The sequence below is a fragment of the Thauera sp. genome (assembly GCF_047601425.1).
GTDB lineage: Bacteria > Pseudomonadota > Gammaproteobacteria > Burkholderiales > Rhodocyclaceae > Thauera.
The window spans coordinates 2,513,774-2,536,281 of record NZ_JASGJL010000001.1 but is presented as its reverse complement, the minus strand read 5'-3'; the positions used below and the strand labels follow the sequence as shown (position 1 = coordinate 2,536,281).

14 protein-coding genes are annotated in these 22,508 nt (G+C 67.1%); 6 read left to right on the top strand and 8 right to left on the bottom strand.

The window, feature by feature from the left end; all coding sequences use genetic code 11:
- Positions 1 to 1,533 (top strand): acyl-CoA carboxylase subunit beta, encoded by a 1,533-nt coding sequence (locus QM748_RS12340; protein ID WP_415247235.1) that lies wholly within the window; start codon positions 1 to 3, stop codon positions 1,531 to 1,533.
- Between the two features lie 24 nt (positions 1,534 to 1,557).
- A complete protein-coding gene (gene accC / locus QM748_RS12335) occupies positions 1,558 to 3,543 on the top strand; it encodes an acetyl-CoA carboxylase biotin carboxylase subunit (protein ID WP_415247234.1) in 1,986 nt (661 codons plus the stop codon).
- Positions 3,544 to 3,652: 109 nt separating this feature from the next.
- On the opposite strand, the gene QM748_RS12330 is transcribed toward accC, so the two are convergent.
- The 3 genes from QM748_RS12330 to QM748_RS12320 all read right to left on the bottom strand — a co-directional run bounded on the left by QM748_RS12330 (position 3,653) and on the right by QM748_RS12320 (position 8,573).
- On the bottom strand, positions 3,653 to 4,780 hold the full coding sequence (locus QM748_RS12330) for an HlyD family secretion protein (RefSeq protein WP_415247233.1): 1,128 nt from the start codon (positions 4,778 to 4,780) through the stop codon (positions 3,653 to 3,655).
- Between the two features lie 58 nt (positions 4,781 to 4,838).
- The gene (locus QM748_RS12325; RefSeq protein WP_415247232.1) at positions 4,839 to 6,581 is read right to left on the bottom strand and encodes an MFS transporter; all 1,743 of its coding nucleotides are present in this window, start codon (positions 6,579 to 6,581) and stop codon (positions 4,839 to 4,841) included.
- Between the two features lie 111 nt (positions 6,582 to 6,692).
- On the bottom strand, positions 6,693 to 8,573 hold the full coding sequence (locus tag QM748_RS12320) for a methyl-accepting chemotaxis protein (protein ID WP_415247231.1): 1,881 nt from the start codon (positions 8,571 to 8,573) through the stop codon (positions 6,693 to 6,695).
- A 398-nt stretch (positions 8,574 to 8,971) separates the two neighbouring features.
- On the opposite strand from QM748_RS12320, the gene QM748_RS12315 reads away from it, so the two are divergent.
- Both QM748_RS12315 and QM748_RS12310 read left to right on the top strand, forming a co-directional pair.
- Positions 8,972 to 10,378, top strand: a complete 1,407-nt coding sequence (locus tag QM748_RS12315; protein WP_415247230.1) for a KamA family radical SAM protein — start codon at positions 8,972 to 8,974, stop codon at positions 10,376 to 10,378.
- Positions 10,379 to 10,478: 100 nt separating this feature from the next.
- The gene (locus QM748_RS12310; protein ID WP_415247229.1) at positions 10,479 to 11,342 is read left to right on the top strand and encodes a neutral zinc metallopeptidase; all 864 of its coding nucleotides are present in this window, start codon (positions 10,479 to 10,481) and stop codon (positions 11,340 to 11,342) included.
- An 87-nt stretch (positions 11,343 to 11,429) separates the two neighbouring features.
- On the opposite strand, the gene QM748_RS12305 is transcribed toward QM748_RS12310, so the two are convergent.
- The 4 genes from QM748_RS12305 to QM748_RS12290 form a co-directional block, all read right to left on the bottom strand.
- Positions 11,430 to 11,909: a VOC family protein gene (locus QM748_RS12305; RefSeq protein WP_415247228.1), complete on the bottom strand. Its 480-nt coding sequence runs from the start codon at positions 11,907 to 11,909 to the stop codon at positions 11,430 to 11,432.
- A gap of 95 nt (positions 11,910 to 12,004) precedes the next feature.
- Positions 12,005 to 12,733, bottom strand: a complete 729-nt coding sequence (locus QM748_RS12300) for a response regulator transcription factor (RefSeq protein ID WP_415247227.1) — start codon at positions 12,731 to 12,733, stop codon at positions 12,005 to 12,007.
- A complete protein-coding gene (locus QM748_RS12295) occupies positions 12,730 to 14,829 on the bottom strand; it encodes a PAS-domain containing protein (protein ID WP_415247226.1) in 2,100 nt (699 codons plus the stop codon). The genes QM748_RS12300 and QM748_RS12295 overlap by 4 nt, the downstream gene beginning before the upstream one ends.
- A 143-nt stretch (positions 14,830 to 14,972) precedes the next feature.
- Complete coding sequence (locus tag QM748_RS12290; RefSeq protein ID WP_415248064.1) at positions 14,973 to 16,025, bottom strand: AraC family transcriptional regulator; 1,053 nt, start codon at positions 16,023 to 16,025, stop codon at positions 14,973 to 14,975.
- 240 nt (positions 16,026 to 16,265) lie between these two features.
- Here QM748_RS12290 and icmF point away from each other — a divergent pair, with 240 nt between their 5' ends.
- On the top strand, positions 16,266 to 19,532 hold the full coding sequence (gene icmF, locus QM748_RS12285) for a fused isobutyryl-CoA mutase/GTPase IcmF (RefSeq protein WP_415247225.1): 3,267 nt from the start codon (positions 16,266 to 16,268) through the stop codon (positions 19,530 to 19,532).
- A gap of 154 nt (positions 19,533 to 19,686) precedes the next feature.
- Here icmF and QM748_RS12280 read toward each other — a convergent pair whose 3' ends face one another.
- A complete protein-coding gene (locus tag QM748_RS12280; protein WP_415247224.1) occupies positions 19,687 to 21,168 on the bottom strand; it encodes a PLP-dependent aminotransferase family protein in 1,482 nt (493 codons plus the stop codon).
- A 110-nt stretch (positions 21,169 to 21,278) separates the two neighbouring features.
- Here QM748_RS12280 and QM748_RS12275 point away from each other — a divergent pair, with 110 nt between their 5' ends.
- Positions 21,279 to 22,505 (top strand): benzoate/H(+) symporter BenE family transporter, encoded by a 1,227-nt coding sequence (locus QM748_RS12275; RefSeq protein ID WP_415247223.1) that lies wholly within the window; start codon positions 21,279 to 21,281, stop codon positions 22,503 to 22,505.
- The last annotated feature ends 3 nt before the right edge of the window (positions 22,506 to 22,508 follow it).

Here is a 22,508-nt window from a genome sequence, read left to right as displayed (position 1 = left end):
ATGCAAGACATCATTCGCCAGCTCGAGGAGAAGCGCGAGAAGGCCCGCCTCGGTGGCGGCCAGAAGCGCATCGACGCGCAGCACGCCAAGGGCAAGCTGACCGCCCGCGAACGCATCCAGCTGCTGCTCGACGACGACAGCTTCGAAGAATGGGACATGTTCAAGGAGCACCGCTGCAGCGAGTTCGGCATGGATGCCGACCACACGCCGGGCGACGGCGTGGTGATCGGCTACGGCACCGTCAACGGCCGCCTGGTGTTCGTGTTCTCGCAGGACTTCACCGTGTTCGGCGGCTCGCTGTCGGAAACCCATGCCGAGAAGATCTGCAAGGTCATGGACCACGCGATGAAGGTCGGCGCGCCGGTGATCGGCCTCAACGACTCGGGCGGCGCCCGCATCCAGGAAGGCGTCGATTCGCTCGGCGGCTATGCCGACGTGTTCCAGCGCAACGTGCTGGCGTCCGGCGTGGTGCCGCAGATCTCGCTGATCATGGGGCCGTGCGCCGGCGGCGCGGTGTATAGCCCGTCGATGACCGACTTCATCTTCATGGTCAAGGATTCGTCCTACATGTTCGTGACCGGCCCCGAAGTGGTGAAGACGGTGACGCACGAGGAAGTCACCGCCGAGGAACTGGGCGGCGCCGTCACCCACACGACCAAGTCCGGCGTGGCCGACCTCGCTTTCGAGAACGACGTCGAAGCGCTGATGATGACCCGCCGCCTGGTCGGTTTCATCCCCGGCAGCAACCGCGAGAAGCCGCCCGCGGTGCCGGCCATCGATCCGGCCGACCGCCTGGACCAGTCGCTCGACACCCTGGTGCCGAGCAACCCGAACCAGCCGTACGACATGAAGGAAGTCATCTTCAAGATGATCGACGACGGCGACTTCTTCGAGCTGCAGCCCGACTACGCCAAGAACATCATCATCGGCTTCGCCCGCATGGAAGGCTCGCCGGTGGGCATCGTCGCCAACCAGCCGCTGGTGCTGGCCGGCTGCCTCGACATCAAGAGCTCGATCAAGGCCGCGCGCTTCGTGCGCTTCTGCGACGCCTTCAACATCCCGGTGGTGACGCTGGTCGACGTGCCCGGCTTCATGCCCGGCACCGCGCAGGAATACGGCGGCATCATCAAGCACGGCGCCAAGCTGCTCTACGCCTACGCCGAATGCACGGTGCCCAAGGTCACCATCATCACCCGCAAGGCCTACGGCGGCGCCTACGACGTGATGTCGTCCAAGCACCTGCGCGGCGACGTCAACTTCGCCTGGCCGAGCGCCGAGATCGCGGTGATGGGGCCGAAGGGAGCGGTGGAGATCATCTTCCGCGAAGAAAAGAACGACCCCGCCAAGATCGCCCAGCGCGAAGCCGAGTACAAGCAGCGCTTCGCCAACCCCTTCGTCGCCGGCGCGCGCGGCTTCATCGACGACGTCATCATGCCGCACGAGACCCGCAAGCGCGTGTGCCGTTCGCTGGCGATGCTGAAGGACAAGGAACTGGAAAACCCGTGGCGCAAGCACGGCAACATCCCGCTCTGATCCGCGCACAAGGAATACAGCTAAATGTTCAAGAAAATCCTGATTGCAAACCGCGGTGAGATTGCCTGCCGCGTCATCAAGACCGCCCGCAAGATGGGCATTGCCACCGTCGCGGTGTATTCCGAGGCGGACAAGGATGCGCTGTTCGTCGAAATGGCCGACGAGGGCGTGTGCATCGGCCCGGCGCCGTCCAAGGAATCCTACCTGGTGATGGACAAGATCATCGCCGCCTGCAAGCAGACCGGCGCCGAGGCGGTGCACCCGGGCTACGGTTTCCTGTCCGAGAACGAGGAGTTCTCGCGCCGGCTGGAAGAGGAAGGCATCAAGTTCATCGGCCCGAAGCATTACTCGGTCGGCAAGATGGGCGACAAGATCGAGTCGAAGAAGCTGGCGATGGAAGCCGGCGTCAACACCATCCCCGGCCATAACGAAGCCATCTCCGGCCCGGACGAGGCGGTCGAGATCGCGAAGAAGATCGGCTACCCGGTGATGATCAAGGCCTCGGCCGGCGGCGGCGGCAAGGGCCTGCGCGTGGCCTTCGACGACAAGGAAGCGCACGAAGGCTTCGCCGCGTGCGTCAATGAAGCGCGCAACAGCTTCGGCGACGATCGCGTGTTCATCGAGAAATTCGTCGTCGAGCCGCGCCACATCGAAATCCAGGTGCTGGCCGACTCCTTCGGCAACACGCTGTACCTGAACGAGCGCGAATGCTCGATCCAGCGCCGCCACCAGAAGGTCATCGAGGAGGCGCCCAGCCCCTTCATCGACCCCGCCACGCGCAAGGCGATGGGCGAGCAGGCCGTCGCGCTGGCCAAGGCGGTGAACTACGAGTCGGCCGGCACGGTCGAGTTCGTCGTCGGCGCCGACAAGAGCTTCTATTTCCTGGAGATGAACACCCGTCTGCAGGTGGAGCACCCGGTCACCGAGAACATCACCGGCATCGACCTGGTCGAGCAGATGATCCGCGTCGCCGCCGGCGAGAAGCTCGCCTTCACGCAGGACGACATCAAGCTCGATGGCTGGTCGATGGAATGCCGCATCAACGCCGAAGACCCGTTCCGCGGCTTCCTGCCTTCCACCGGCCGCCTGGTCAAGTTCCAGCCGCCGGCCGAAGGCAATGGCGTGCGTGTCGACACCGGCGTGTATGAAGGCGGCGAGATCTCGATGTACTACGACTCGATGATCGCCAAGCTCATCGTGCACGGCAAGGACCGGAACGACGCCATCCAGCTGATGCGCGACGCGCTGAACCACTTCGTGATCCGCGGCATCAGCTCGAACATCCCCTTCCAGGCCGCGCTGCTGCAGCATCCGCGCTTCTGCTCGGGCAACTTCAACACCGGCTTCATCGCCGAAGAGTATCCGCAGGGCTTCGACGCCTCGATGGTGCCGCACGACGATCCGGCGCTGCTGGCGGCGGTCGCCACCTTCGCCCGCATGCGCTACATCGAGCGCGCGGTGCAGATCGACAGCCAGCTCGCCGGCCACGGCCGCAAGGTGCCGAAGAACTGGGTCGTGGTGATGGGCGGCAAGCACTACCCGGTGACGGCCCGGCACATCGACGGCGGCCTGTCGATCACCTACGAAGGCAGGACCTACGACATCCTGTCCGACTGGACCTTCGGCAACCTGCTGTTCACCGGCACCGTCAATGGCAAGCCGCTCGCGCTGCAGATCGAGCGCCGCGGCCTGCGCTACCGCATCTCGCACTTCGGCCTGCAGGTCGAGCCGATGGTGATGACGGTCCGTGCCGCGCATCTGCTGTCGCTGATGCCCGAGAAGCTGCCGCCCGACATGTCGAAGTTCCTGCTGTCGCCGATGCCGGGCCTGCTGCGCGAAGTCGCCGTGGCCGAAGGCCAGGATGTGAAGGCGGGCGAGAAGCTCGCCGTCATCGAGGCGATGAAGATGGAAAACCTGCTCCGCGCCGAGCAGGACGGCAAGGTCAAGAAGATCGTCGCCAAGCCGGGCGCCAGCCTGTCGGTGGACGAGGTCATCATCGAGTTCGAGTGAGCCGAAACGATGGACGTTTTTGATCGATAGGGAGGGAGATCCGGATGCAAGTCCGGGTGCCTGTCGGATCAGCGGGCCTGCGCAAGCGGGCCCGTTTTTTTTCGTCCCGCTACCTGGCCGCGCCGTGGGTATCGACCTCGGCGATCACCGACATTCCCGGGCGCAGGCGTTCGGCCAGCGGCTGGTCGGGGTCGATGGCGATCTTGACGGGCAGGCGCTGCACGACCTTGGTGAAGTTGCCGGTGGCGTTGTCGGCTTTCAGCACGCTGAACTCGGAGCCGGTGGCGGGCGCGATTTCCAGCACCCGGCCGGTGATGCGCGCGCCTTCCAGCGCATCGACGGTGAAGCTGGCGGGCTGGCCCGGGCGGACGCGGGCCATCTGCGTTTCCTTGAAGTTGGCGATGACCCACAGCGTGCGCGGCACGACGAACAGCAGCTGCGAGCCGGCGCTGACGTACTGGCCCTTGCGCACGCCGATCTCGCTGGCCTGGCCGTCGGCCGGGGCGTGCACGGTGGTGTTGTCGAGGTCGATGCGGGCGCGTTGCAACTGGGCCTCGGCCATGTCGACCTGGGCTTGCAGCGCGTCGCGGTTCACCGTGGTGGCCTTGATCCGTTCGCCGGCGATGGCGATGTCGGCCCGGGCCTGTTCGACCCGGGTATCGGCCTGGCGGGCGGTGGCGCGGGCCTGTTCGAGCCGGCTGAGCGCCACCGCGCCGTCCTTGCCCAATGCTTCGTTGCGCTTCAGGTCGGCGCGGGCGCGCGTGGCTTCGGCCTCGGCGGCGGCCAGGGCGGCGCGGCTGGCCTGCAGCGTGGCCTTGTTCTGGGCCTGGGTCTGCTCGGAGTTCGCCAGCTGCGCCTTCGCGTTGGCGAGCTGGGCCTGGGCCAGCGCCAGCGCCGCTTCGTAGTTGCGGGTGTCGATCCTCACCAGCGGCTGGCCGGCCGCGACCTGTTCGTAGTCCTGCACCAGCACTTCGGTGACGTAGCCGCTGACCTGCGGCGCCAGCACCGTCACCTGGCCGCGCACGTAGGCGTTGTCGGTGGAAATGAGGCTGGTCTGGAAGGGCGGCAGGTTCCAGGCGCGCAGCACGAGCAGGATGCCGACCGTGCCGATCAGCACTGCGACCAGTGCGCTGGCAAGCGTCGGCCGCAGTTTCTTGGGCGTCGGCGATGGGCCTGCGGAAGCACCGGCGGCCGCAGGCGGGGAGGGGGGCTGTTGGGTAGTGTTGTTGTCGCTCATGATCTCGTTGCTCATGCGGTGAGAGCGGATTCTGGGTCGGGAAAGGCAAGGCGGCGCGCTAGCGTGCGGGCATGGGCGGAGCCTGCTGGCCGGATTCGGGCGTGGCGGCTATCGCGGCATCGGTGCCGATCTCGCCGCTGGCGTCGCCGATGCTGCGCCAGCGGCTGCGCATGGCCGCAATGCTGGCAGCCCACTTGGCCCGGCGGGCCTGGAACAGCGCCCAGGCCAGGTAGCCGAAGCCGATCATGGCGACGATGTGGAAGACCTCGTTGAAGGCGCTGACGTTGGCTTCCCGCCGGGCGATCTGTGCCAGCTGGGCGGCGCCCAGGGCGCTGCGCAGCGCAGGGTCGGCGACCTGGCCGGCGAGTGCCTGCTGTTGCTGCTGCAGGCGGGCGGCGACCTGCGGATCGACGGGGTTGATGTGCCGGGTGATGGCGACCGAATACGCCTGTTCGCGGTATATCTGGTAGGTGCCGAGCGCGGCGGAGCCGGCCAGGCCGCCCAGGGTCTGCGTCATCGAGATGGCGATGATGACGGTGATCATGTAGTTCGGCCCCTGCTTGAGCCCCTGGATCAGGCCGAGCAGCATCAGCGGGCCCATGAAGATGCCGGCGCCGGCCGCGGCCAGGAACTGGCTGAGATAGAAGTCCGCCGGGCGGTCCAGGCTGCTGCGGCCGAAGTCCAGCAGCGCCGCGGTGCCGAGCAGCAGCAGGGCGGCGATCAGCTGGCGGCGCATGGTTTCCATGTTGATCGTGAGGGCCGAGGCTGCGATTCCCGCAAGGGTGCCGGCCAGGATGACGCCGAACAGCGGCTGCATCTGCTCGGGCGTCATGCCCAGCGTGCGCAGCATGCCGACCACGCCATAGCTCTGTTCGGTGGTCAGGAAGCGCAGCACGATGGCGCCGATGACGAAGCGCACGCTGGCGCTTTGGGTGAACCAGCGCGTCTGCAGCATGGGATTGCGGCGGTGGTGTTCGAGATACAGCCCGGCGGTCAGCAGCACGATGGCGCCGACCAGCATCCAGGCCAGTTCCGGCGCGTCGAGCCACCAGCGCGTGGTGCCCTGCACCAGCACGGCCACCAGCAGCGCCACGCCGGGAATCAGCAAGGCCGCGCTGAGGAAGTCCAGGCGCTCGAAGCTCTGGATATGGACGCCCGCGGGCAGCTTCAGCAAGACCACGGCGGCGAAGGCGATCAGCGCCAGGCCGGCTTCGAGATGGTAGAGGTTGTGCCACTGGCCGTGGTCGAGCAGGCCGGGCGAGATGATCCAGGCCAGCGGGGTGGCCAACTGGGTGATGCCGATGCCGAGCACCAGCATCTTCGGCACATGGATGCGCGGCGCGGCCTGCAGCATGTACAGCGTGCACAAGGTGGTGCAGGCCGCTGCCGCCAGTCCGCTCGCGGCACGCAGCAGCAGCAGGCTCTGCGGGCTGCCCAGCAGCAGGTGCAGCACCGACAGCAGTGCATAGGCGCCCAGGCCGATCTCGGTGAACAGGCGCATGCCGTACTGCTGGCGGAACTTGTAGATCAGCAGGTTGGCGGTGACGTTGAAGCCGATGTAGGCGCCCTGCAGCCACATCGCCTCGCTCGGCGTCAGCCCGGACTGGCCCTGGATGGTGGGCAGGTTGGCGGTGAATAGCGCATTGCCCAGCCCCCCGGCCAGCCCGACCAGTACCGCCACCAGCGCATAACAGGCCCGCTCCCAGGGCGGGTGGTGGATCATCGCCGGCGAGCCGGGCAGGGTGGGTTTCTCGTGCTCTTCCCAGTCGGGCGGGCGGCGCAGATAGACGGGAGCGCTCATGGTCGGTGCTGACTGCTGTCTGGACGCGCCATGATGCCTGATGTCGTGCGGAAAGAAACGGCCTCCGCCGGCCGTTCGGCCGGGCGCGAATGCGCCCGGCGCCTGGCTGCGCTAGATGCGGAAGCGGCTGACCAGCCCTTGCAGGCTGGTGGCGATGCCCTGCAGGTCGTGCGCGGTCGTGGCCGTGCTCCGGATGGTGCCGGTGGTTTCCTCGACCATCTTGGCGATCTGCTCGACGCGCTGGGCGATCGCGGTGCTGGCCGCGCTTTGCTCGGTAGTGGCATCGGCGACGTCGCCGATGCGCTCGAGCGTGCGCCGCGCGCCCTGTTCGATGGCGTGCAGGGCCTCCGTCGCCGAACCGGCCAGTTCGACGCCTTGCCGCACTTCCGGCAGCGCGGCGTCCATCGCTTCCACGGCGCCCACGGTGTCGCTCTGGATGCCGACGATCATCTGCTCGATTTCGGTGGTTGCGGTCGAAGTGCGCTCGGCCAGCTTGCGCACTTCGTCGGCGACGACGGCGAAGCCGCGGCCCTGTTCGCCGGCACGGGCGGCCTCGATGGCGGCATTGAGCGCCAGCAGATTGGTCTGCCCGGCGATTTCCTTGATGACGTTGGCGATGTCGGAAATCTGGCGGGCCCGTTCTTCGAGTGCGCGGATGCGGGCCGAAGCGTCGGTGACGGTACTGGCGATCTGCTGGATCGACTGGCTGGCCTGGCCGACGCGCTCCGCACCCTGGCCGGACAGTTCGACCGCGGTGACGGAGTCCTGCGCGGTTTCGCGGGCGCTGTCCGAGATGTTGCTGGAGCTGACGGTCAGCTCCTCGATGGCGGCCGCCATCGAGGTGGTGGCGTCGGATTGGTGCTCGGCGGCCCTGGCGACGTCGTCCGACGCGGTGGTGATGCGCTGTGCGTTCTCCGCCAACTGGTTGGCGTCGCGGTGGATCTCGCCGATCATGGTGCGCAGCGACACCACCATTTTGCCCAGGGTGTGGAGCAGGCTGCCGGGGTGCGAGCGGGCGATCTCGGTGGTGAGATTGCCGTCCGCCACTTTTTCCATGATCGCCGCGGCTTCGTCCGGTTCGCAGCCGAGCGGCCGCAGCAGGCGGGTCACCAGCAGGATCAGCAGCACCAGGCTGACGACGACGCCGACGGCCGTGCCGGCGACCGCCATCCAGGTCAGGCGGTCGGCCTCGGCCATGACGATGCGCTTGTCCACCACCACGCCGATGTACCAGTCCATGCCCTGCAGTCCGGTCAGCGGGGTGAAGGAGACGAACAGCGTCTTGCCGCCGCCGGTGACCTCGCGCAGCGTGTTGTCCAGCGCGGGTTGGGCGCCGTCGAAGAGTTCCGTGTAGGGCTTGCCGTTCATCTCGGCCCGGGGGTGGGAAATGATCTTGCCCGAGCGGTTGAGCAGGAAGGCGTGTCCGGCGCCGTTGAAGTCGAGCGTATTGATCGCATCGGCGATCCGCTGCAGGCTGATGTCGCCGCCGAAGACGCCGAGGAAACGGCCGGCATCGCTGATCTTGGCCGTAGCCGAGATCAGCAGTTCGCTCGTGGTGGTGTCGATATAAGGTTCGGTCAGCGTGGCCCGGCCGCCGCTCTTGCCCGTGGCGTACCAGGGGCGTCGGCGGCCGTCCCAGTCGGCGGCCGGCTTCCAGCTTTCGGTGTTGCTGATGGCCTTGCCGTCCGTCTCCAGGGCGCCGAACACCAGGATGAATTCATCCTTCAGGATGGGCGCACCGATCACCCGCTGGAGTTCTTGCGGACTGTAGCTGCTGTCGATGGTCTGGGCCGTCAGGTCGATCAAGTGGAGCTTGGCGTTGAGCCAGTTCTCGATCTGGTGGGCCATGGTGCTGCTGGTGTCGGAAATGCTGGCCTCTGCCTGGCTGCGGAGGCTGTCGCGTACCTGGCTGACCTGGATCAGGGACAGCAGGCCGGTGGTGAGGAACAGGACGGCGGCGGCTGCGATGCCGACTTTATGGGCTATTTTCATGTTGCTTCCTGTAGGGGCTGGTACGGGCACCCGTCCGTGGGAGCGGGCCGTTTCAGGGCGTGGCTGCGGCGTTTTCCGAGCGCCCTGGGTGAACGCATATCGGCGCGCCCGGCCCCGACTTGAGGGTGAAGGAAACAGTCGGGAACCAATCGGCTTGCAAAGAATCGCATTTACACAAATATACTTTGTGAAATAACATGCGCCCGTTTCCATCGAGCCCGCTAGGCGGGTGCATGCTGGTCCGGCTTCTGGCGCCCCTCTCATCCGCGCCGCCGGACCGCCTCCCCACTCCCTGACGACTGCCAGGCCCGCGCCCGAACGGCCCCGGTAGTGGAGCCGTGGGCGCTGCTTCCACAGCGGCCCGCGCATCGTCAGACCAGACTGAAAGGAGACGATAGATGACTGCTCAAGTGCAGACCCTGAAGCCGCGCTGGACCATCGAACAGGCGGCGCACGCGGCTTTCGAGCCGGTACCGTTCAAGGTGTATACCCAGCGCGATCTCGACCGCATCGTGCAGCTCGGCAGACTCTCCGCCGAACGGCGCTTCGAAATGAAGGTGGTGTCCTCGGTGCTGCCTTTCCGCGTCAACCAGTACGTCATCGACGAACTGATCGACTGGAACGACATCCCCGCCGACCCGATCTTCCAGCTCACCTTCCCGCAGCGCGGCATGCTCGCGCCGGAGCACTTCGATCGCATCGCGGCGCTGTTGCGCAAGGGCGCCGACAAGGCCGAGCTGGACCAGGCCGTCGCCGAAATCCGGCATGAGCTCAACCCCCATCCGGCCGACCAGATGGAGATGAACATGCCGCGCGATGAGCACGGCAACCGTCTCGACGGCATCCAGCACAAGTACCGCGAGACGGTGCTGTTCTTCCCCAGCCAGGGCCAGACCTGCCACAGCTACTGCAGCTTCTGCTTCCGCTGGGCCCAGTTCGTCGGCGACAAGGAGCTGCGCATCTCGGCTTCCGAGGCCAGGACGCTGCACGACTATCTGCGCCGCAATACCGAGGTCACCGACCTGCTGTTCACCGGCGGCGATCCGATGGTGATGAAGACGCGCCATCTGCGCGACTATCTCGAACCCCTGCTCAAGCCCGAGTTCGACCACATCCAGACCATCCGCATCGGCACCAAGGCGCTCACTTTCTGGCCGCATCGCTTCCTCGGCGCGGACGATGCCGACGACCTGATCCGTTTGCTGACGCAGCTGGCCGAGGCGGGCAAGCACGTCGCGCTGATGGCGCACTACAACCACTGGAAGGAACTCGACACCGAAGCCGCGCAGGCCGCGATCCGGCGTGTGCGCAGCACCGGCACGGTGATCCGTGCGCAAGGGCCGCTGCTGGCGCACATCAACGACGATCCGGCGGTGTGGGCGAAGATGTGGAAGATGCAGGTCAGGCTCGGCATCGTGCCCTACTACATGTTCGCCGAGCGCGACACCGGCGCGCGCGCCTATTTCGAGGTGCCGCTGGCGCGCGCCTGGGAGATCTACCGCGAGGCCATGCAGCAGGTGTCCGGCCTCGGCCGCACCGCGCGCGGCCCGAGCATGAGCGCCAGTCCCGGCAAGGTCGAGATCCAGGGCGTGGCCGAGATCGCCGGCGAGAAGGTGTTCGTGCTGCGCTTCATCCAGGGGCGCAATCCGGACTGGGTGCAGCGGCCCTTCTTCGCCCGCTACGACGGGCAGGCGACCTGGCTGCACCACTTGAAACCCGCCTTCGGCGAGGAAAAATGGTTCTGGGAGGACGAGTATGAGGCGATCCGCAGCGACAAGCTCGCTGCCGCGGGGCTCGACGAGTAGGCAGCCGCGCACTAGAGCCTCGAAGGCCCGGAGCCCTTACCCCTTCCCGCATCGCGCGGCGGCGGAGTAGCATCCCGCCAACGACATGCAGGAGAGGGCAATGGATTTTCGCAACGGCAGGGAAAGCCGCAACGTCGAGGACAGGCGCGGCCAGGGCGGGCGCGGTCTGGGTGGAGGCGGCAAGATCGGCATCGGCACCATCGTACTGGCGCTGGTGGCGATGTATTTCGGCATCGACCCGAGCGTGGTGCTCGACAATGCCGCGGTGCTGCAGTCGCCGTCGGGAATCCAGCCAGGCGCCGAGCGCCCGGCTGCCGAGAACGAGCTGGCCAGCTTCTCGGCCAAGGTGCTGACCGAAACCGAGCAGACCTGGGGGGCGATCTTCCGTGCTTCCGGCCAGCAGTACAGGGAGCCGACGCTGGTGCTGTTCACCGGGGCGACGCGCAGTGCCTGCGGCGTGGGGCAGGCCCAGATGGGGCCGTTCTACTGCCCGGCCGACGGCAAGCTCTACCTGGACGTGTCCTTCTTCGACGAGCTGAGCCGGCGCTTCGGCGCGCCCGGCGATTTCGCCCAGGCCTACGTGATCGCGCACGAAGTCGGCCACCACGTGCAGAACCTGCTCGGCATCTCGGGCAAGGTGCAGCAGGCGCGCCAGCGCGCGTCGGAGCGCGAGGGCAACCAGCTGTCGGTGCGGCTCGAGCTGCAGGCGGACTGCCTGGCCGGCGTGTGGGCCCACCATGCCGTGCGTCAGCAGCAGATCATCCTGAGGGAAGGGGACGTCGAGGAGGCGCTGCGCGCTGCCACTGCCATCGGCGACGACCACATCCAGAAGCAGACGCAGGGCTATGCCGTGCCCGACAGCTTCACCCACGGCAGCGCCGCGCAGCGGGTGCGCTGGTTCCGCACCGGTCTCGAGCGGGGCAATTTCAGCGAGTGCGACACCTTCTCGGCGTCCGCGCTGTAAAACGGGCCTGGGACAGGAAAAAACAGAAGGGCTTCCTCCCTGGCGGAGGAAGCCCTTCTTTCTTGTGCGGCGTTTTTGCCGCCGCGTTCAGCCCGCCAGCTTCGCGAACGCTTCCACCACTTCCGCCGGCGCCTGCACCAGTTCGACCAGCACGCCTTCGCCGCCGATCGGGAACTCCTCGTTGCCCTTGGGGTGCAGGAAGGTGATGTCGTAGCCGGCGGCGCCGCGGCGGATGCCGCCGGGGGCGAAGCGCACACCGTTGGCGCCGAGCCATTCCACCGCCCTGGGCAGGTCATCCACCCACAGGCCGACGTGGTTCAGCGGCGTGGCATGCACGGCCGGCTTCTTTTCCGGATCGAGCGGCTGCATCAGGTCGACCTCGACCTTGAACGGGCCGCTGCCCATCGCGCAGATGTCCTCGTCGACGTTCTCGCGCTCCGAGACGAAGTTGCCGGTCACTTCCAGGCCGAGCATGTCGATCCACAGGGTCTTGAGTTTTTCCTTGCTGGGGCCGCCGATGGCGATCTGCTGGATACCGAGGATCTTGAAGGGGCGCGGTGACGACATGCAGGACTCCGAAGTTTTGTTAATCAATAACTCATAATTATGTACCTGATGCCCGTGCTTGAAAACTGCAGGGCCCGAAAGGCTCTCGGTGACTCTCAGCGCCAGCTGACCTGTGCGGCGAACAGATAGCCGGCGCCGTAGACGGTCTTGATCAGCTTCGGGTTGTGCGGGTCGTCGTCGAGCTTGCGCCGCAGGCGCGAGATGCGCACGTCGATGCTGCGGTCGAAGGGGTCGACGTCGCGTTCGCCCAGCAGCTGCTCGCGCGACAGGATCTTGTTCGGGCGGCGCAGCAAGGTGGCGAGCAGGCCGGCTTCGGCTGCGGACAGGCCGATCTCGCGTCCGTCGGGGGCGGTCAGGGTATGGCGGTTGCCGTCGAATTCCCAGCCGGCGAAACGGGCGATGTGCGCTTCGCCGGCAAGCTCCGGCGCCGCCGAGCGCTGATAGCGGCGCAGGATCGAACGCACGCGGGCGACCAGCTCGCGCGGTTCGAAAGGCTTGACGATGTAGTCGTCGGCGCCGAGCTCGAGGCCGAGCACGCGATCGGTGACGTCGTTGCGGCCGGTCAGGATCAGCACCGCGCAGGGCGTGCCTTCCTGCAGCTGGCGCACGACCTGCATGCCGTCCATGTCGGGCAGGCCGAGGTCGACGATGCAGAGGTCGGGCGACTGGATGCGGGCGCGTGCCAGCAGCTCGCGCCCGGTGCCCAGGTGTTCGCAGCGGAAACCGTATTCAGCCAGGCTGGCGCAGATCAGGCGGGCGATGTCCGTTTCGTCCTCCAGGACGAAGAGCAGCGGCGAGGGGGCGTCCGGGGGGCTCGGGGTCATGTCGGGCTTTCCTTCGTGGCCGGGTTCTTGGCGTGGATGGATGTGTCTGCGGCTGTGTCCTGCATGGCGAGCGCGGCCAGCGCGGCGGCCAGTGCCGGCGGCTCGAAGGGCTTGCGCAGCACCGGCAATTGCGCCGCGGCGTCGCCGCCTTCCGGCCGTTCGCTGGTATAGCCGGTGATGAGCAGGATCGGCAAGGTGGGGCGCAGCATGCGCGCCCGCCGGGCGAGTTCATGGCCGCTCAGGCCGCCGGGCATCACGGTGTCGCTGACCAGCACCGCGATGTCGCTGATGTTCTCGAGCAATGCCAGTGCTTCGACGCCGTCGCTGGCCTCGATCACCGGATAGCCCAGTTCGGTGAGCTGCATGCGGATGACCTTGCGCACTTCGGGTTCGTCTTCCACCAGCAGCACGGGACCGCCTTCGTATGCGGGGAGAGCGTGCGCGGCAGACTGTGGCGAAGCGGGCGGGCGGGCGGGCTGCGTCATCGGCAGCACGAAGCGGACGTTGGTGCCCTTGCCCGGCGTGCTCAGGATGCGGATGTTGCCGCCGGACTGGCGCACGAAACCGTACACCATCGACAGCCCGAGGCCGCTGCCGCTGCCGAAGGCCTTGGTGGTGAAGAAGGGCTCGAAGACGCGCGCCAGCACGGCAGGCTCGATGCCCTTGCCGGTGTCGCTGACGTCGATCTGCACGTAGTTGCCGGGCTGCACTTCGACGAGCCGGGCAAGGGCGCCGTCGATGTGGCGGGGCTGAACGGCGATCGACAGCGTGCCGCTGCCGGCCATCGCATCGCGCGCGTTGATGGCCAGGTTGAGGATGGCGTTTTCGAGCTGATGGGGGTCGGCGAGGGCGTGGATCGGCGTGTCCGGCAGGTTCAGGCCGACGGAGATGGTCTCGCCCAGCGTGCGCATCAGCAATTGGGTCATGTTGCGCACCAGTTCGCCGACTTCGATGGCAGCCGGCTCCAGCGTCTGGCGGCGCGAGAAGCTGAGCAGGCGCCGGATCAGTTCTGCGCCGCGGCGCGCGGCCTGCAGCGAAGGGTCGACGTAGCCGGCGCCTTCACCGCCCGCCAGCCTGTCCTGCAGCGCCGACAGGTTGCCGATGATGATCGTCAGCAGGTTGTTGAAGTCGTGCGCCAGCCCGCCGGTCAATTGGCCGACCGCTTCCATCTTCTGGGCCTGCACCAGGGCGGCCTGGCTGGCCTTCTGTTCGGTGATGTCGATGGACATGACGAAATAGCCACGGAAGCCGCCTTCGAGCGAGACGTCGGGCACGACCACGCTGCGGGCATGCACGGTGTGTCCGTCCGCGTTCTTGCGCGCGTATTCGTAGCTGACGCGCTCGCCGGACTCTTCGGCATCGTGCAGGTGGCCGTCGATGACGGCGTAGAGGTCCGGGCCGAAGACTTCCTCGACCGAGCGGCCGACGATGCCGTCCTTCGTCAGGCCGAACCATTCGGCGTAGGCACGGTTGGCGAAGCGGTAGCGGCGGCCGGCATCGACGTGGGCGATCATTGCCGGAATGGCGTCCAGGATCAGGCGCATGCGGCCTTCGGACAGGCGCAGCGCTTCGGCGATCTGGTCGATTTCGCGGTTGGCCTGCTCGAGTTCGGCAGTGCGTTCGCGGACCCGGGCTTCGAGGCGGGCGTTCTGTTCCTGGATCAGCGCTTCGGCGCGGCGCTGCTCGGTGATGTCGGTCCACAGCGAGACGAAGCCGAGATTGGGGATCGGCACCCCGCGCACCGACAGCACTTGGCCGTTGGGGCGCACGCGCTCGACGTAGTGCGGCTCGAACGAGCGCGCCGCGGCCATGCGCGCGGCGACCAGTTTTTCGACGTCTCCCTCGCCGTATTCGCCCCGCTCGGCATTGAAGCGCGCGAACGCTTCGAAGGGGGTGCCGACCCTGAACAGCGATTCGGGAAAGTCGAGCAGCCGCTGCATGGTCTTGTTCCACGTCACCAGCTTGGGCGTGGCGTCGAACACCGCGATCGCCTGGTCGAGCAGATCGAGGCCGGCCATCAGCAGGTCGTGCCGACGGCGCTGCTCCGGCGAGGGGCCGGGCAATTGAGGGGTGTTTTCGGCGGGCGGCTGCGCCATGGTCGTGATCTGTCTCCGTACTGTTCGGTATTGTTATGGGCCAATGCTGGCACAGTTCCCCGGTACTGTGCAGGGGCAAGTGTCACGCCGGCGGCGCCTGGCGGCGGCGCGGACGCCGGCAGCCCGTTTCCCCTGCCTCGGTCTCATGTCCTGCCGGGCCGTCCAGGCGGGAGCGCGCGATGGCTGTCCTGGCGTGCGGCCAACTGGGTCCGGAACTGCTCGGGCGACTGGCCCGACCAGGAAACGAAAGCGCGATAAAAGGCCGACGTGTCCGCATAACCGAGGTCTGCCGCAAGCTGCGCGATCGGCTGGCGGGTCTTGGCCAGCCGCGACCAGGCGATGTCGCGGCGGGTGGCCTCCTTGATCAGGCGGAAGCTCGAGCCTTCGTCTTCGAGCCGGCGGTGCAGTGTCCGGGTCGACAGGTGGAGCTGGTGGGCAACCTCCTCGATGGACAGGTTGACCGGCAGCGCGGCACGCAGCAGGTCGCGGACGCGCACCACCATTTCGCGGTCGCGCCGGTAAAGCATCGAGATCCGGCCCGGCGCGCCTTCGAGAAAGTGCGCCAGCGCCGTGTCGTCGCGCCGCACCGGCAGATCGAGCAGGTTGTCGTGGAAGCGCGCGAGCAGCGTGTCGCCTTCGAAGCCCGAGCACTCGGTATAGACCAGCGCATAGTCGTCGGCATGGGCTGGGCGGGCATAGGGAAAGCGCACCTCGTCGAGCGCAATGCCGCGATTGACGAACCAGCAGGCCACGCTGTGGACCAGCCGCAGCAGCCATTCGAAGGCGAACACGCGGGCGGGGTCGTCACGGCCGCTGAAGGGCGGGGGCGTGGCGGGGATGGGGGCCTCGGCGATCTCGATCTCGGCATGTCTGCCCTGCCGCCTGACCTCCACCCGCAAGTCCGCCAGCACCAGGCGCAGGAAACGGCAGGCGCGCGACAGCGCTTCCTCCAGCGTCGCCGTGCCCAGCATGCCGCGGCAGAGGAATTCGAAGCTGCCTGGCGGCATCGGCCGCGGGAACAGGCCGAGCGCTTCGTCGTCCAGTTCGGCGATGATCAGGTTGTACAGTGCGGCGTAGCGGTCGACCGGGATGCGGCTGGCAGTATCTGCAAGGCTGATGCCGGTGGCGGCGAGCAGCGGCGCCGGATCGCGGCCGCGGCGCCGCATGCCCGACAGCATGCCGTCGACGAAGCCCATCGCGACCGTGGCCTGGCGCCTTTTCGCCTGCGGCAGGGCAGGCGGAGGGGGGAGGGGCGGCTGGGGCATGGCGGCGCGTGCTCCGGGAGGGTTCGCAGGCTTGCGAAGATTGGCGGATTTTGCACGATTGCCGTCGGCAAGCGCAATGGCAAAGCTGCCGTCCGCCTTCTACCATTCCGTTCATAAGAGCAGCGGCGCATCGAAGCCGCAACATCATTCACCTGCCGGGGGAAGACCGACATGACCGACCTGAGCGTTGCCCACAAGCTGCAAGCCTACAAACCCAAGAACAAGGTGCGCTTCGTCACCGCTGCGGCGTTGTTCGACGGCCACGATGCATCGATCAACATCATGCGCCGCATCCTGCAATCGACCGGTTCCGAGGTGATCCACCTCGGCCACAACCGCTCGGTCGGCGAGATCGTCAAGGCCGCGCTGCAGGAAGACGTGCAGGGCATCGCCATCACCAGCTACCAGGGCGGCCACGTCGAGTTCTTCAAGTACATGATGGACCTGCTGAAGGCCAACGGCGGCGAGAACATCAAGGTCTTCGGCGGCGGCGGCGGCGTGATCGTGCCGGCCGAGATCAGGGAACTGCACGATTACGGCGTCACCCACATCTTCTCGCCCGAGGACGGCGCCACGATGGGCCTGCAGGGCATGATCAACAGCGTCGTCGAGCGCTGCGACGTCGATCTCACCCTGGCCGCGCCGCAGAAGGCAGATGCCGTGCTGAAGGCGCTTGCCGCCGGCGACCGCCGGGCGCTGGCCCAGATCATCACCAGGCTGGAGAACGGCGGCTACGGCGACGATGTCAGGAAGGCCTTGATCGAGGCCGCAGCCAGGACCAAGGTGCCGACGCTCGGCATCACCGGGACCGGCGGCGCCGGCAAGTCCTCGCTGACCGACGAACTGGTGCGCCGCTTCCGCCTCGACCAGGACGACAGGCTCAAACTCGCGATCGTTTCCATCGACCCCTCGCGCAAGCGCACCGGCGGCGCGCTGCTGGGCGACCGCATCCGCATGAACGCGATCGAGCACGACAACATCTACATGCGCTCGCTCGCCACCCGCGACACCGGCTCCGAAGTCTCCACGGCGCTGCCGGAAGTCATCGCCGCGTGCAAGCTGGCCGGCTTCGATCTCGTCGTCGTCGAGACCTCGGGCATCGGCCAGGGCAACGCCGCGATCGTGCCTTTCGTCGATCTGTCGCTGTACGTGATGACGCCCGAATTCGGCGCCGCGTCGCAGCTGGAAAAGATCGACATGCTCGACTTCGCCGATTTCGTCGCGATCAACAAGTTCGACCGCAAGGGCGCCGAGGACGCGCTGCGCGACGTGCGCAAGCAGTACCAGCGCAACCGCGAGCTGTTCGGCCAGAGCCCGGACGAGATGCCGGTGTTCGGCACCATGGCGGCGCGTTTCAACGACGACGGCGTCACCGCGCTGTACCAGTGCATGCTGCCGGCGCTGGTCGGCAAGGGCCTGAAAGCGGCCAAGAGCAAGCTGCCGGCGGTCGCCGTGAAGGCATCCTCCGCCGGCCGTGCCATCGTGCCGGCCGATCGCATCCGCTACCTGGCCGAGATCGCCGACAGCGTGCGCGACTACCACAAGCACATCGAACAGCAGGCCCGCGTCGCCCGCGAGCGCCAGTCGCTGAAGACGGCGAAGGCGCTGTTCGAGCAGCGCGGCAAGGACGCGGGTTCGTTCGGCGAACTGATCGACTGGAAGGACGGCGAGCTCACCCCGGCGGCGAAGAAGCTGCTGGAGCAGTGGCCGACCGAGAAGGCCCTGTACGCCGCCGATGAATACGTCGTGAAGATCCGCGACAAGGAGATCCGCACCAGCCTGATCCACACTTCGCTGGCGGGCAGCAGGATCCGCAAGGTGGCCTTGCCGAACTTCGAGGACGAGGGCGAGACGCTCAAGTTCCTGATGAAGGAGAACGTGCCCGGCTCCTTCCCCTATACCGCCGGCGTGTTCGCCTTCAAGCGCGAAGGCGAGGATCCGACCCGCATGTTCGCCGGCGAAGGCGATGCCTTCCGCACCAACCGCCGCTTCAAGAAGGTGTCCGAAGGCATGCCGGCGCACCGTCTTTCCACCGCCTTCGACTCGGTGACGCTGTACGGCTGCGACCCCGATCTGCGCCCGGACATCTACGGCAAGATCGGCAATTCCGGCGTCAGCATCGCCACGCTGGACGACATGAAGGTGCTGTACGACGGCTTCGACCTGTGCGCGCCGACGACCTCGGTGTCGATGACGATCAACGGCCCGGCGCCGATCATCCTGGCCTTCTTCTTCAACACCGCGATCGACCAGCAGATCGCCAAGTTCAAGGCCGACAACAGCCGCGATCCGACCGCGGACGAATACGCCAAGATCCGTGCCTGGACACTGTCGACGGTGCGCGGCACGGTGCAGGCCGACATCCTGAAGGAAGACCAGGGCCAGAACACCTGCATCTTCAGCACCGAGTTCGCGCTCAAGATGATGGGCGACATCCAGGAGTACTTCGTCCATCACAAGGTGCAGAACTTCTACTCGGTGTCGATCTCCGGCTATCACATCGCCGAAGCCGGCGCCAACCCGATCAGCCAGCTCGCCTTCACGCTCGCCAACGGCTTCACCTACGTCGAAAGCTACCTGGCGCGCGGCATGCACATCGACGATTTCGCGCCGAACCTGAGCTTCTTCTTCAGCAACGGCATGGATCCGGAATATTCGGTGATCGGCCGCGTCGCCCGCCGCATCTGGGCGGTGGCGATGAAGAACAAGTACGGCGCCAACGAGCGCAGCCAGAAGCTGAAGTACCACGTCCAGACCTCGGGCCGCTCGCTGCACGCGCAGGAGATGGACTTCAACGACATCCGCACCACGCTGCAGGCGCTGATCGCGATCTACGACAACTGCAACTCGCTGCACACCAACGCCTACGACGAGGCGATCACGACGCCGACCGAGGAGTCCGTGCGCCGCGCGATGGCGATCCAGCTGATCATCAACCGCGAATGGGGCCTGGCGAAGAACGAGAACCCGAACCAGGGCGCCTTCATCATCGAGGAACTCACCGACCTGGTCGAAGAAGCGGTGCTGAAGGAATTCGAGGCCATCGCCAGCCGCGGCGGCGTGCTCGGCGCGATGGAAACCGGCTACCAGCGCGGCAAGATCCAGGAGGAATCGCTGTACTACGAGCACAAGAAGCACGACGGTTCCTACCCGATCATCGGCGTCAATACCTTCCTGAACCCGAAGGGCCAGGCCCAGCAGGAAATCGAGCTGGCGCGCTCGACCGAGGAAGAAAAGCAGAGCCAGCTCAAGCGCCTGGCCGACTTCCATGCCCGCAACAAGGCCGATTCGCCCAAGTGGCAGGCCAGGCTGCAGCAGGCGGTGATCGACAACACCAACGTCTTCGAAGTGCTGGTCGAGGCGGTGCGGCATTGCTCGCTCGGCCAGATCACCGAGGCGCTGTACAAGGTCGGCGGCCAGTACCGCCGCAGCATGTAATCGGACACTGCAGTTCCAGACTTCCCCTCTCCCACTTGGGATGCGGCGCTTCGGCGCCGTTTTTTTTGCCGCCGGGCCGTCCCGAGGCAAAAAGCACCCCTCGGGGGGCAGCGATCCGCGCAGCGGTGGAGCGTGGGGGGCTTTTTTTCCCGGATCAAGGCCGTAGGGCGCGCAGCACCCCGGCCAGCCTGGCTACCGCGGCTTCCAGCTCGCTCGGCGCATGGGCGGCGAAACCCATCAGGAAACCCGTCTCGCGCGGGCGGGAGGCGTACAGCGTTGACAGCCCCAGCAGGTCGATGCCGGCGCGGCGGGCGGCGTCGACGGCTTCGCGTTCGGGAATTCCGCGGGTGAACACGCAAGGCATCTGCATGCCGCCGGCCGGCACCCGCGGTTCCAGGAAATCGGCCAGGTCGTTGCGTACCAGCCGTGCCAGCACGTCGCGGCGTTCGGCATAGACGGTGCGCATGGTGCGCACGTGTGCGCCCAGGTGCCCGCCTTCGATGAAGCGCGCCAGCGTCAGCTGCGGGATCGGGGCGCTATGCCCGTCCAGCAGGGTGCGCGCCACCGTCATCGGCGCCACCAGCTGCGGCGGCAGCACCATGTAGCCGATGCGCAGGCCGGGGAACAGCGACTTGCTGAAGGTGCCGATGTAGATCGTGCGCTCGTGCGGATCGAGTCCCTGCACGCAGGCGGTGGGCCTGCCTTCGTAGTGGAATTCGCTGTCGTAGTCGTCCTCGATGATCCAGGCCTGCTCCCGCTCCGCCCACTCGATCGCGGCCAGCCGCCGCTCCAGCGCCAGCGTCGTGCCGCTCGGAAACTGGTGGGACGGCGTCAGGAAGGCCGCCCTGGCAGCTTGCGCCGCCTGCAGCAGCGCCACCTGCATGCCGTCGGCGTCCAGCGGCACCGGCACGCACTCCAGGCCGGCGGCGTCGAAGGCCTTGCGCGCGCCGTGATAGACCGGATCCTCGATGAAGATGCGCTCGCCGGCATCGAGCAACACCTTGGCGCACAGCGTCAGCGCCTGCTGCGAACTGGTCAGCACCAGCACGCGCTCGGGCGTGGCGCGGGCGCCGCGTTCCAGATTCACATGGGCGGCGATGGCGCGGCGCAAGGGCTCCACGCCTTGCGGCGGGCTGTGCAGCAGCGCCTGGGTGCCGTACTCCTTGAGCACCTGCCGCTGCAGCCGCTCCCAGGTGTGCAGCGGGAAGTTGCGCGTTTCCGGCACGCCGGGGGCAAAGGCGCGCGGCAGCAGGAAGTCGCGCACGCCGCCGCCGGCGAACATGGCCTTGCCGCGCCGGCTCAGGCGTGCCGCGGGCCGGGATACGGTCGCGGGCTTGGGCATGCCGCGTCCTGGCAGGCGCTGTACCTGCGCCGACACGAAGCTGCCGCTGCCCACGCGGCGCTCGATGAAGCCTTCGGCATGCAGGTGGCCGTAGGCGGCTTCCACGGTGTCGCGGGAGACGCCCAGCGAGCGGGCCAGCGCGCGCGACGCCGGCAGCGGCCGGCCAGCCTCGAGCGCACCGTCGAGGATCAGTTGCCGCACTGCACGCTGGATCCGGACATGCAGCGGCAGGGCGCCATGGGCGGGGTCGCCGATCCAGGCTTTGACGGATTCGAGCTGGGCGTGCTTGAACAATTGGCCGGTACTCCTTGGTGAAAGTGGCAGGAATGGTCCGGCCATTGACGGCGTATAAATCCATATAAACAGCTTGCCCTGCCGGGTCAATCACTTCCATGGAGCCCTACATGCCATCCCCGGACTCATCTTCATCCCTTCGCTGGAGCGATCTCACCCATCCCGTCGTGGCCGGGCTGATTTCGGTCATCGTGAACTACGGCGGCACTTTCATCCTGGTGTTCCAGGCGGCCAAGGTGGCGGGGCTCAGCCCCGAGCTGACGGCCTCGTGGGTGTGGTCGGTCTCGATCGGCGTGGGCGTGACGGGCCTGATCCTGAGCTGGGCGACCCGCGAGCCGATCATCACCGCCTGGTCGACGCCGGCGGCGGCCTTTCTGGTCACTACCCTGGCGACGACGCCGTATGCCGAGGCGGTGGGCGCCTATCTGATTTCCGCGGCGGCCTTCGTCGTGCTCGGGCTGTCGGGCTGTTTCGAGCGTCTCATCCGGCTGATTCCGCCGGGCGTCGCTGCCGGGCTGCTGGCAGGCATCCTTCTGCAGTTCGGCATCAAGGCCTTCGCCGGCATGAGCGTGGACCCTGCGCTGGCCGGCCTGCTGATCGTGGCCTACGTGGTGCTGAAGCGGGTCTCCGCACGTTATGCCGTCGTCGGCATCCTGGTGCTGGGGCTGGCTTTCCTGTCGCTGCAGCAGCGCGTCGATCTGTCCGGGCTGGAACTGAAGTTCGCCGCGCCGGTGTTCACGATGCCCGAGTTCTCGCTCAACGCCCTGCTCAGCGTCGCGCTGCCGCTGTTCCTGATCACGCTGACCGGGCAGTACATGCCGGGCATGCTGGTGCTGCGCAACGACGGCTTCAGGACCAGCGCCAACCCGATCGTCGCCGTCACCGGCCTCGGTTCGCTGCTGATGGCGCCGTTCGGCTCGCACGCCTTCAACATCGCCGCCATCACCGCTGCGATCGCCACCGGCAGGGAGGCGCACGAGGATCCGTCCAGGCGCTGGATCGCCGGCATCGCCGCGGGGGTCTGCTACATACTGGTCGGCATCTTCGGCGTGACGCTGGCGGCGGTGTTCATGGCTTTTCCGGCCACCTTCATCTCGACGCTGGCCGGCCTGGCGCTGCTCGGCACCATCGGCGGCAGCCTCGCCAATGCCCTGGCCGAACCGAAGGCGCGCGAGGCCGCGCTGATCACCTTTCTCGCCGCGGCCGCCAACATCACGATGTTCGGCATCGGCGGCGCGTTCTGGGGGCTGCTGATCGGCCTGCTGGCCCATGCCGTCCTCGACGGCCAGCCATCGTGGCGCAGGATCTCCGCCGGCCTTGCCACCAGGAAGGGGTGAATC

What these genes read in the sequence shown, in the direction of transcription:
- QM748_RS12275 (WP_415247223.1), top strand. Translation starts at nt 21,279, where the DNA reads ATGCCATCCCCGGACTCATCTTCATCCCTTCGCTGGAGCGATCTCACC.
- QM748_RS12310 (WP_415247229.1), top strand. Translation starts at nt 10,479, where the DNA reads ATGGATTTTCGCAACGGCAGGGAAAGCCGCAACGTCGAGGACAGGCGC.
- QM748_RS12295 (WP_415247226.1), bottom strand. Translation starts at nt 14,829, where the DNA reads ATGGCGCAGCCGCCCGCCGAAAACACCCCTCAATTGCCCGGCCCCTCG.
- QM748_RS12325 (WP_415247232.1), bottom strand. Translation starts at nt 6,581, where the DNA reads ATGAGCGCTCCCGTCTATCTGCGCCGCCCGCCCGACTGGGAAGAGCAC.
- QM748_RS12300 (WP_415247227.1), bottom strand. Translation starts at nt 12,733, where the DNA reads ATGACCCCGAGCCCCCCGGACGCCCCCTCGCCGCTGCTCTTCGTCCTG.
- QM748_RS12315 (WP_415247230.1), top strand. Translation starts at nt 8,972, where the DNA reads ATGACTGCTCAAGTGCAGACCCTGAAGCCGCGCTGGACCATCGAACAG.
- QM748_RS12330 (WP_415247233.1), bottom strand. Translation starts at nt 4,780, where the DNA reads ATGAGCGACAACAACACTACCCAACAGCCCCCCTCCCCGCCTGCGGCC.
- QM748_RS12340 (WP_415247235.1), top strand. Translation starts at nt 1, where the DNA reads ATGCAAGACATCATTCGCCAGCTCGAGGAGAAGCGCGAGAAGGCCCGC.
- QM748_RS12320 (WP_415247231.1), bottom strand. Translation starts at nt 8,573, where the DNA reads ATGAAAATAGCCCATAAAGTCGGCATCGCAGCCGCCGCCGTCCTGTTC.
- QM748_RS12305 (WP_415247228.1), bottom strand. Translation starts at nt 11,909, where the DNA reads ATGTCGTCACCGCGCCCCTTCAAGATCCTCGGTATCCAGCAGATCGCC.
- accC (WP_415247234.1), top strand. Translation starts at nt 1,558, where the DNA reads ATGTTCAAGAAAATCCTGATTGCAAACCGCGGTGAGATTGCCTGCCGC.
- icmF (WP_415247225.1), top strand. Translation starts at nt 16,266, where the DNA reads ATGACCGACCTGAGCGTTGCCCACAAGCTGCAAGCCTACAAACCCAAG.
- QM748_RS12290 (WP_415248064.1), bottom strand. Translation starts at nt 16,025, where the DNA reads ATGGGCTTCGTCGACGGCATGCTGTCGGGCATGCGGCGCCGCGGCCGC.